General features: G+C 61.1%; 6 protein-coding genes and 1 pseudogene. 5 read left to right on the top strand and 2 right to left on the bottom strand.

The window, feature by feature from the left end; translation table 11 throughout:
• Window positions 1–161: 161 nt before the first annotated feature.
• Complete coding sequence (rlmKL, locus tag ABIA48_RS05520; RefSeq protein WP_429487338.1) at window positions 162–2,432, bottom strand: bifunctional 23S rRNA (guanine(2069)-N(7))-methyltransferase RlmK/23S rRNA (guanine(2445)-N(2))-methyltransferase RlmL; 2,271 nt, start codon at window positions 2,430–2,432, stop codon at window positions 162–164.
• Between the two features lie 529 nt (window positions 2,433–2,961).
• Here rlmKL and rmf point away from each other — a divergent pair.
• Window positions 2,962–3,177: a ribosome modulation factor gene (gene rmf / locus ABIA48_RS05525; protein ID WP_003223300.1), complete on the top strand. Its 216-nt coding sequence runs from the start codon at window positions 2,962–2,964 to the stop codon at window positions 3,175–3,177.
• Window positions 3,178–3,428: 251 nt separating this feature from the next.
• Here the strand turns inward: rmf and ABIA48_RS05530 are convergent, their stop codons facing one another.
• Complete coding sequence (locus ABIA48_RS05530) at window positions 3,429–4,448, bottom strand: quinone-dependent dihydroorotate dehydrogenase (protein ID WP_007988954.1); 1,020 nt, start codon at window positions 4,446–4,448, stop codon at window positions 3,429–3,431.
• Between the two features lie 227 nt (window positions 4,449–4,675).
• Between ABIA48_RS05530 and ABIA48_RS05535 the strand changes: the two genes are divergently transcribed.
• From ABIA48_RS05535 to ABIA48_RS05550, 4 genes and pseudogenes are all read left to right on the top strand, one after another.
• On the top strand, window positions 4,676–5,887 hold the full coding sequence (locus ABIA48_RS05535; RefSeq protein WP_429487339.1) for a CmpA/NrtA family ABC transporter substrate-binding protein: 1,212 nt from the start codon (window positions 4,676–4,678) through the stop codon (window positions 5,885–5,887).
• 15 nt (window positions 5,888–5,902) lie between these two features.
• Window positions 5,903–6,478 carry an ANTAR domain-containing response regulator gene (locus ABIA48_RS05540; protein ID WP_007988951.1) on the top strand — a complete coding sequence of 192 codons (576 nt, stop codon included), beginning with the start codon at window positions 5,903–5,905 and terminating at the stop codon, window positions 6,476–6,478.
• 329 nt (window positions 6,479–6,807) lie between these two features.
• Window positions 6,808–8,019: a nitrate/nitrite transporter gene (locus tag ABIA48_RS05545; protein ID WP_429487340.1), complete on the top strand. Its 1,212-nt coding sequence runs from the start codon at window positions 6,808–6,810 to the stop codon at window positions 8,017–8,019.
• A 7-nt stretch (window positions 8,020–8,026) separates the two neighbouring features.
• Window positions 8,027–9,695: pseudogene (locus tag ABIA48_RS05550) on the top strand (protein kinase domain-containing protein).
• Window positions 9,696–9,930 lie beyond the last annotated feature (235 nt).

Consider the following 9,930-nt stretch of genomic DNA (forward strand, 5'->3'; position numbering starts at 1 on the left):
TTTGGCCATGCGTTGAGTTATAGCTATTAGCCACTAATTTGACCAGCACTGTAGGAGCGAGCCTGCTCGCGATGGATTCGAAAGCGCCGCGTACATCCAGGATGTCCGCGTTATCGTTATCGACCATCGCGCGCAGGCTCGCTCCTACAAAGGGGCAATCATCAACGTGCCATGATTTTCCAGGCGCGATGGATCTTGGCGTTGCGGGCAAAATCCGGATCGATGGTCTGCGCGGTGATGTCCTCCACCGCATAACGCTCGCCGAGATTGGCCTCCAGTTCGAACTTGCGGAAGTTGTTGGAGAAGTACAACACGCCACCGGGCGCCAGACGCGCCATGGCCAGGTCGATCAGTTGCACCTGGTCGCGTTGCACGTCGAAGACGCCTTCCATGCGCTTGGAGTTGGAGAACGTCGGCGGGTCGATGAAGATCAGGTCGTACTCGTCACGACTGGCTTCGAGCCACGCCATCACATCGCCCTGCTCCAGGCGGTTCTTGTCGGAAAAACCGTTCAGCGACAGGTTGCGACGCGCCCAATCGAGATAGGTTTTCGACAGGTCGACACTGGTGGTGCTGCGCGCGCCGCCCTTGGCTGCGTGAACACTGGCGGTCGCGGTGTAGCAGAACAGATTGAGGAAGCGTTTGCCGGCGGCCTCTTTCTGGATACGCATGCGCATCGGCCGATGGTCGAGGAACAGACCGGTGTCGAGGTAGTCGGTAAGGTTCACCAGCAGCTTCACGCCACCTTCATTGACCTCGACGAATTTGCCCTGCGCGGCCTGGCGCTCGTATTGCCGGGTGCCGCTCTGACGCTCGCGGCGCTTGACCACCACACGGCTCTTGTCGATGTTCAACGCCTGCGGAATCGCCGCCAGGGCATCGAACATGCGGGCCGAGGCCTTTTCCGGATCGATAGATTTCGGCGCGGCGTACTCCTGAACATGGACCCAATCCTGATACAGGTCGATGGCCATGGAATATTCCGGCATGTCGGCATCGTACACGCGGTAGCAGTCGATGCCTTCACGCTTGACCCACTTGCCCAGGGCCTTGAGGTTCTTTTGCAGGCGGTTGGCGAACATCTGCCCGCCTTCGCTCAGGCGCGGTTGCTCGACCACCGGAGCCGGTGCCGGCGTCGGTTTGATCGGATTACCGTTTTTGTTGAACTTGCGCTCTTGCGGTTCGTTCGGCGCCTGATCGTAGGCGGCTTGCTCGCGCTCGACCTGACGCTGTTCCGGCGTACGGCGCTCGCCGGTGACGAACTGATCCGGCAGCACCTTGATCAGCAACAGCTTGCACGGCAAGGCACCGTTCCAGAACGAATACTGCTTGTGGCTGCGGATGCCCATGCGCTTGCCCAGGTCCGGCGCGCCGGTGAACACCGCCGCTTCCCAGTTCAGGCAGGCCTGACGCAGGCGCTCGCCGAGGTTCTGGTAGAGGTAGAGCAGGCTCGCCTCATCGCCCAGACGCTCGCCGTATGGAGGGTTGCAGATCACCAGGCCTTTCTGGTTTTGGTCCGGGCGCGGCTCGAAAGTTGCGACCTCACCCTGGTAGATCTTGATCCACTCGCTCAGGCCGGCACGCTCGACGTTGTTACGGCCCGGTTGAATCAGCCGCGGATCGGCTTCGTAGCCGCGAATCCACAAGGGTGGCTTGGCCATGCCGGCCGCCGCGCGCTCGCTGGCTTCTTCGTGCAGTTTTTTCCACAGCGCCGGGACGTGACCGAGCCAGGCGGTGAAGCCCCACTGCTCGCGACGCAGGTTCGGCGCGATGTCGGCAGCGATCATCGCCGCCTCCACCAGGAAGGTGCCGACACCGCACATCGGGTCGGCCAGCGCGCCGCCTTCGGCCGCGATACGTGGCCAGCCGGAGCGAATCAGGATGGCGGCCGCGAGGTTTTCCTTGAGTGGCGCCGCGCCTTGCTGCAGGCGATAGCCGCGCTGGTGCAGGCTGTGGCCCGACAGGTCCAGGGAAAGAATGGCTTCGCCGCGGTCCAGGCGCAGGTGAATGCGCAGGTCCGGGTTGAGCTTGTCGATGGACGGACGGTCGCCTTGCGGAGTGCGCAATTTGTCGACGATGGCATCCTTGACCTTCAGCGCGCCGAAGTGGGTGTTATCGATACCCGAGCCATGGCCGCTGAATTCGACGGCCAGGGTGCCGTCATTGAGCATGTGGTCTTCCCACTCGATGTCCAGCACGCCGTGGTACAGATCTTCAGCGTCCTTCATCGGGAAACGCTTGAGCACCAGCAGCACACGGTTGGCCAGACGCGACCACAGGCACAGGCGATAAGCGGTTTCCATGGTGGCCATGCCGCGCACGGCAGAGGTGTGCTCCCGCGCTTCCTCAAGGCCAAGCCCGACGGCTTCCTCGATGAGCAGGCCTTCAAGGCCTTTTGGGCAAGTGAGGAAGAGTTCGAAACGATCGGACATGGGAATTCCAGAACCTTTAGCTAAGTGACCGGGCAACGCATTGCCGGTCCGGTTTTCAATCAGGCACTTTTCTCGAAGAGCGCCCGCGTGGCACGAAGGTGTGCCGTTCCACCCCTGCTGCCCGGGTTAAATGAGCTTAGATGCAAGGACAGATAAAAAAGTTGATGCAACAAAATGTCATAAGTCGACCCTTCGTCGAATAGTGCATCCCGGTAACGGGAGCCATTCTCACTAAAGGATTAAGTCCATCATCCAGCGCAGGGCCGATCATACCGGGGTTTGGCCAATAAATACGGTAAAACGCGCTGTTACTTATGGCCTTAGCACATGAACAGTTACGTTCTTATGACAAAACGATCATTCCCTCGATGTGACGCATTGGTTAGAACTCAACTCAGGTTGGCGCCGCAATGACGCCAACACCTTGGCTCGTCACGCCGGCAGCGAGCCCCCAACGGCAGAGTTTTTCTGCCAGACCTCAATTGAGGTCGACGCGATAAATACAGTCAACAAGTGAGGGCAACACCCTATGAGAAGACTTAAGCGTGATCCGTTGGAAAGAGCATTTTTGCGCGGATATCAATATGGCGTTGGTGGTAAATCCCGTGAGCTTTGCCCATTTACTCTACCGTCGGTACGTCAAGCCTGGATCAATGGCTGGCGAGAAGGACGCGGCGACAACTGGGACGGTATGACCGGCACTGCGGGAATCCACAGACTCAACGAACTTCACGCCGTCGGCTAATTACAGGGCAAAACACTCCGACACGACAATCTGATTTTGTACTGAATTAACCACGCACGTCCCATCCGGACGGCGGGCTGCGGCCCAGGGGCTCCTTTGAAGGAGCCCTTTTTTATGCCTGCAAAAAAAACCGACCTTGAGCTGCGAATGCACCACCTGTGGGAGCGAGCTTGCTCGCGATAGCGGCTTAACATTCAACAATGATGTTGGCTGTGAGTGCGCCATCGCGAGCAAGCTCGCTCCCACAGGGGTTAGCGCAAGGCGGCGATGGCGTCGACGGACTCGCGAATCAGCGCCGGGCCCTTGTAGATGAAGCCCGAGTAGATCTGCACCAGGCTCGCGCCCGCAGTGATTTTCTCTGCCGCGTGCTTGCCTTCGGTAATGCCGCCGGCAGCGATGATCGGCAGGCGACCGCTCAGCTCCGATGCCAGTACTTTCACGGTGTGGGTGCTCTTGTCGCGAACCGGTGCACCGGACAAACCACCGGCTTCGTCGCCATGCTCCATGCCTTCGACGCCTACGCGGCTCAGGGTGGTGTTGGTGGCGATGACGGCATCCATTCCGGTTTCGATCAGCGCTTGCGCAACTTGCGCGGTTTCTTCGTCGCTCATGTCCGGCGCGATCTTGATCGCCAGCGGTACATGTTTGCCATGACGCAATGCCAGTTCCGCGCGGCGCTCGGCCAGATCGGCCAGCAACTGCTTGAGCGAATCGCCAAATTGCAGGCTGCGCAGGCCCGGTGTATTCGGAGAACTGACGTTGACCGTCACATAGCTGGCGTGGGCGTAAACCTTGTCCAGGCAGATCAGGTAGTCGTCCACGGCACGCTCGACCGGCGTATCGAAGTTCTTGCCGATGTTGATGCCCAGCACCCCCTTGTACTTGGCCGCCGCCACGCGGGCCAGCAGGTGATCGACGCCGAGGTTGTTGAAACCCATGCGATTGATGATCGCCTCGGCTTCCGGCAAACGGAACAGGCGTGGCTTCGGGTTGCCCGGCTGCGGACGTGGGGTGATGGTGCCGATTTCGACAAAACCGAAACCCAGTTGGGCAAAACCATCGATGGCCGCGCCGTTCTTGTCCAGACCGGCGGCCAGCCCCACCGGATTCGGGAAGTCCAGGCCCATGACATTCACAGGCATTTTCGCCGGAGCCTTGCACAGCAAGCCGTTGAGCCCAAGACGCCCGCCCGCGCCGATCAGGTCCAGGGACAGATCGTGGGAGGTTTCCGGGGAAAGTTTGAACAACAGCTGACGGGCCAGGGTGTACATGGGCGGATTTGACTCGATTGGCGGCGAATTGAGGCGGCGATTATAGCCGGGCACGGGGTGGCAAGCGAGGCGTGAGATCAAATCAACCGTTAATGGCATATGCCTTGCACCACTCCAGGCACCGGCCCCCATTCCAACGTCGGGATGGGTGCAAAGACAATGGCGTCGTCCCCGGCCTGCTCATGCAAGTACTCGGGACGACGTTTTTTTTGCAAGGTGAACACGCAATGAACGAACCGTCAGCCGGCCCTCTGGCCTGGGTCAATGGCAGCGATGCCCCGGAAAAAACCGAAATCAATCTCGGCTTCATGGCCCTGAGCGACTGCGCCTCGGTGGTGGTCGCCGCTACCCAGGGCTTTGCCCAGCCCCACGGCTTGACCCTGAACCTCAAGCGTCAGTCGTCCTGGGCCAACCTGCGGGACAAACTGGTCAGCGGCGAACTCGATGCAGCCCACAGCCTCTACGGCCTGATTTACGCCGTTCACCTGGGCATCGGTGGCGTGGCCGCGACCGACATGGCGGTGTTGATGGGCCTGAATCAGAACGGCCAGAGCATCAATCTGTCCCGCGGTTTGCAGGCACTCGGGGTGAGCACTCCTGAAGCACTGGATCGGCACGTGCACCAAACTCGCCCAAAACTCACCTTCGCCCAGACTTTTCCAACCGGCACCCACGCCATGTGGTTGTATTACTGGCTCGCCAGCCAGGGCATTCACCCGCTACTGGATGTCGACAGCGTCGTGGTGCCGCCACCGCAAATGGTCGCGCACCTGCGAGCCGGGCGTATCGACGGGTTCTGCGTCGGCGAACCCTGGTCCGCCAGCGCGGTGCAACAGGACCTCGGCTTCACCCTGGCCACGACCCAGACCATCTGGCCCGATCATCCGGAAAAAGTCCTCGGCTGCACCCGTGCGTTCGTCGAGCAATACCCCAATACCGCGCGGGTGCTGGTGATGGCGGTGCTGGAGGCCAGCCGCTTCATCGAAGAAAGCACCGAGAATTGCCGCAGTACCGCACAATTGCTCAGTGCCGCGCAGTACCTTGACGCACCACTGGACTGCATCGAACCGCGCCTGCTGGGCGAATACGCCGACGGCCTCGGCCATCGCTGGCAAGACCCGCACGCACTGCGCTTGCACGGGAATGGCAAGGTCAACCTGCCGTACCTGTCCGACGGCATGTGGTTCATGACCCAATTCCGCCGCTGGGGTTTGTTGCGCGATGACCCGGACTATCTCGCAGTGGCCCGGCAGGTGCAGCAACTGGACCTGTACCGTGAAGCCGCCAGTGCCGTCGGCGTCGCCTCGTCAGCCGGGGAGATGCGCAGCAGTCAGTTGATCGACGGCAAAATCTGGGACGGTTCGGACCCGGCCGGTTATGCCCGCAGTTTCAAACTGCACGCCATGAGCGACAGCTCGCACCGATCCGCCAGCCGCTGACAGGAGACGATGAACATGCTGCGTATCCTGCTGATCAACGACACCGCTAAAAAAGTCGGACGCCTGAAGGCCGCCCTGACCGAGGCCGGATTCGAGGTCATCGACGAATCCGGCCTGACCATCGACTTGCCCGAACGCGTCGAAACGGTGCGTCCGGACGTAATTCTGATCGATACCGAGTCACCGGGGCGCGATGTCATGGAGCAAGTGGTGCTGGTGACCCGCGACCAGCCACGACCGATTGTGATGTTTACGGACGAACACGACCCCGGTGTGATGCGCCAGGCAATCCAGTCCGGGGTCAGTGCCTACATCGTCGAAGGCATTCACGCACAACGCCTGCAGCCGATTCTCGATGTGGCCATGGCGCGCTTCGAAAGCGATCAGGCCTTGCGTGCCCAGCTGCATGCCCGCGACCAGCAATTGGCCGAGCGCAAGCGCATCGAACTGGCCAAAGGGCTGCTGATGAAAATGAAGAACTGCAACGAGGAAGAGGCCTACACACTGATGCGCCGCCAGGCGATGAGCCGACAGCAGAAGCTGATTCAAGTGGCGGAACAGATTATTGCCATGAGCGAATTGCTTGGCTGAAGTCCTGTGGTGAATGTTCTATCGCCTTCGCGAGCAAGCCCGCTCCCACATTCGACCGGGATCAAATGTGGGAGCGGGCTTGCTCGCGAATGGCGGCGCCCCCGGTTTCGGTAGTTGGCACAAATCTGGCTAAGTAATCACCACAGGTAACCAACGGCGGTTGCCCCACCTACGACAAAGACGTCGCTCATCTCATTTGCCCTTGGCGAATCGGGTGGCGGCGTTTTTTCGTTTTGGCCCCACAGCACGGGGCCGGTGGTGCGGCCGTAACGGCGCCCCACCTGCAAGCTCATGACTCCTTCCGAGACTCTTCACAGCTGAGGTGCGCGATGAATTCAAGCTTCTGGAAATCCGGCCATACCCCCACATTGTTCGCAGCCTTCCTCTATTTCGACCTGAGCTTCATGGTCTGGTACCTGCTCGGACCTTTGGCGGTACAAATCGCCGCCGATCTGCACCTGACGACACAGCAACGCGGGCTGGTGGTCGCCACACCCATTCTGGCCGGGGCGGTGTTGCGCTTCGTAATGGGGATGCTGGCTGATCGCCTGTCGCCCAAAACCGCCGGCCTGATCGGCCAGGTTATTGTGATCTGCGCCCTGTTCGGCGCCTGGAAACTCGGTATCCACAGCTACGAACAAGCGTTGCTGCTGGGGCTGTTCCTCGGCATGGCCGGCGCTTCTTTCGCCGTCGCCCTGCCCTTGGCATCGCAGTGGTACCCGCCACAGCACCAAGGCAAGGCCATGGGCATCGCCAGCGCGGGGAACTCGGGCACGGTGTTCGCCGCATTGATCGCACCGGTGCTGGCGGCGGCATTTGGCTGGAGCAACGTGTTCGGTTTCGCCCTGATCCCGTTGATCCTGACCCTGGTCGTTTTCGCCTGGCTGGCCCGCAACGCCCCCGAGCGGCCAAAAGCCAAATCCATGGCCGACTACTTCAAGGCCCTGGGCGATCGTGACAGCTGGTGGTTCATGTTTTTCTACAGCGTGACATTCGGCGGCTTCATCGGCCTGGCCAGCGCCCTGCCCGGTTACTTCAACGATCAGTACGGCTTGAGCCCGGTGACTGCCGGCTACTACACGGCTGCCTGCGTGTTCGGTGGCAGCCTGATGCGACCCTTGGGCGGCGCGCTGGCTGACCGGTTCGGTGGCATTCGGACCCTGCTGGCGATGTACACCGTTGCGGCGATCTGCATTGCCGTGGTCGGTTTCAACCTGCCGAGCTCCTACGCCGCACTGGCGCTTTTCGTCTGCACCATGCTCGGTCTGGGTGCAGGCAATGGCGCGGTATTCCAGTTGGTGCCGCAGCGTTTTCGTCGGGAAATCGGCGTGATGACTGGCCTGATCGGCATGGCTGGCGGCATCGGTGGTTTTGCCCTCGCGGCCGGCATGGGCGCGATCAAGCAAAGCACTGGCAGTTATCAACTGGCGCTGTGGTTGTTCGCCAGCCTCGGCATACTGGCGTGGTTCGGCCTGCACGGTGTGAAACGGCGCTGGAGAACCACCTGGGGTTCGGCCGCCGTGACGGCTGCGCGGGTCTGAGGTCTCGATGAGCCTGCAACTGAGTTTCGCCGAAGCCAGCGCCATCGGTCCTCGCGAGGAAAATCAGGATGCCCTGCGCCTGGTCACGCCGGCCCCGGCGCTGGCCGCGAGCAAAGGTTATCTGTTCGCCATCGCCGACGGTGTCAGCCAGTGTGTCGATGGCGGTCTGGCTGCCCGTTCGACGCTGCAGGCCCTGGCGCTGGATTACTACGCCACGCCGGAAACCTGGGGCGTCGCACAGGCACTTGATCGTCTATTGCTGGCGCAAAACCGCTGGTTGCAGGCCAATGGGGGCGGGCAACCGCTGCTGACCACCATCAGTGCACTGGTCCTGCGCGGCCGGCGTTTTACCCTGGCGCACGTCGGCGATTGCCGGGTGTATCGCTGGCACGCCGATCAATTGCAGCGAATCAGCGAGGATCACGTCTGGGACCAGCCGGGCATGCAGCATGTGCTGAAACGGGCGCTGGGCCTCGATCAACACCTGGTGCTGGACTTTCTCGACGGTGAGTTGCGTCTCAATGAAAGTTTCGTACTGCTCAGCGACGGTATCTGGGCCGTCCTGGGCGATACCGCTATTGCCGCAATCCTGCGCGATCAACCGGACCTGCACAGCGCCGCGCACACCCTGGTCAATGCCGCGCATCTGGCCGGCAGCCAGGACAACGCCAGCGCCTTGCTGGTGCGGGTCGACGCCCCTCGGTGAAGCGAGCCTTGGCGATGCGTTGATTCACTTGCAACAATGGCCGCTGCCGCCAGCCCTGAAGCCGGGCCAGTCTTTCGAGGGCTGGCAGGTTGAAGGGATCGTCGCGCAGAGTCAGCAATCGCTGCTTTATCGCGTTCGCGACAGCCAGCAGCAACCCTGGCTGCTGAAAACCCTGCCGGGGCGCCTGCACGACGATCATCAGGCCGGGCAAGCGTTACTGTCGGAAGAGTGGTTTCTCAAACGCGTGGCCGGTCGCCATTTTCCTGAAGTCCATGCCGCCAGTCAGCGTCAGCATTTGTACTATGTGATGCGTGAATATTCGGGCTCCACCCTGGCTCAGCGACATGAGCAAAGCGGACCATTGCCACTGGCCCAATGGCAAGACATCGCCGAACGTTTGCTGCGAGCGGTCGGCCTGTTGCATCGACGGCAGATTCTGCATCGCGATATCAAACCGGAGAACCTGTTGCTGGGGGACGACGGTGAGTTACGCCTGCTGGATTTCGGCCTCGCCTACTGCCCCGGCCTCTCGCAAGATCTGCCCTGGGCTCTGCCGGGCACGCCCAGTTACATCGCGCCCGAAGCCTTTCGCGGCGACATGCCGACGCCACAGCAAGACTTGTATGCCGTCGGTGTGACCTTGTATTTCCTGCTCACCGGGCACTATCCCTATGGCGAAATCGAAGCGTTCCAGCGCCCGAGATTTGGCCTCCCTGTCAATGCCAGCCGCTACCGGCCCGACCTGCCGGACTGGATCGCCCATAACCTGGAGCGCGCCGTGGCGGCGGCCCCTGACCAGCGCTTCGAAACGGCGGAGGAATGGCTGCTACTGATCGAACAGGGCGAACGCCGCAGTTTGAGCGTGCGTCCCAAGCCGTTGCTGGAGCGCGAGCCGCTGAAAGTCTGGCGGACATTGGCCCTGGTTTCGTTGCTGCTCAATCTGGTGATGTTGGTGGTCACGCTCCATTAGCGGGCAACGCGCTTTGAATCGGTGCACTCCCTCGCAGCTTTACTCTTGCGAACGGGAAGAAAGCCAACAAATACGGGACTTGAGCGACTTGGCACAACCACTGCATTACCCCTTTCAACAGACATAAAGCGCAGGCTTCAACGACGAAGGCTGCACTTCCCGAGAGAACGGGACCAGGACAAAGGCGTCCTCGCTAGGCAACTAGCGGGACGCCTTTTTTTGTTTGCGCAAAATT

The sequence above is a fragment of the Pseudomonas sp. S30_BP2TU TE3576 genome, from assembly GCF_050436025.1.
In the GTDB taxonomy this organism is placed as follows: domain Bacteria; phylum Pseudomonadota; class Gammaproteobacteria; order Pseudomonadales; family Pseudomonadaceae; genus Aquipseudomonas.

What these genes read in the sequence shown, in the direction of transcription:
- ABIA48_RS05540 (WP_007988951.1), top strand. Translation starts at nt 5,903, where the DNA reads ATGCTGCGTATCCTGCTGATCAACGACACCGCTAAAAAAGTCGGACGC.
- ABIA48_RS05535 (WP_429487339.1), top strand. Translation starts at nt 4,676, where the DNA reads ATGAACGAACCGTCAGCCGGCCCTCTGGCCTGGGTCAATGGCAGCGAT.
- rlmKL (WP_429487338.1), bottom strand. Translation starts at nt 2,432, where the DNA reads ATGTCCGATCGTTTCGAACTCTTCCTCACTTGCCCAAAAGGCCTTGAA.
- ABIA48_RS05530 (WP_007988954.1), bottom strand. Translation starts at nt 4,448, where the DNA reads ATGTACACCCTGGCCCGTCAGCTGTTGTTCAAACTTTCCCCGGAAACC.
- ABIA48_RS05545 (WP_429487340.1), top strand. Translation starts at nt 6,808, where the DNA reads ATGAATTCAAGCTTCTGGAAATCCGGCCATACCCCCACATTGTTCGCA.
- rmf (WP_003223300.1), top strand. Translation starts at nt 2,962, where the DNA reads ATGAGAAGACTTAAGCGTGATCCGTTGGAAAGAGCATTTTTGCGCGGA.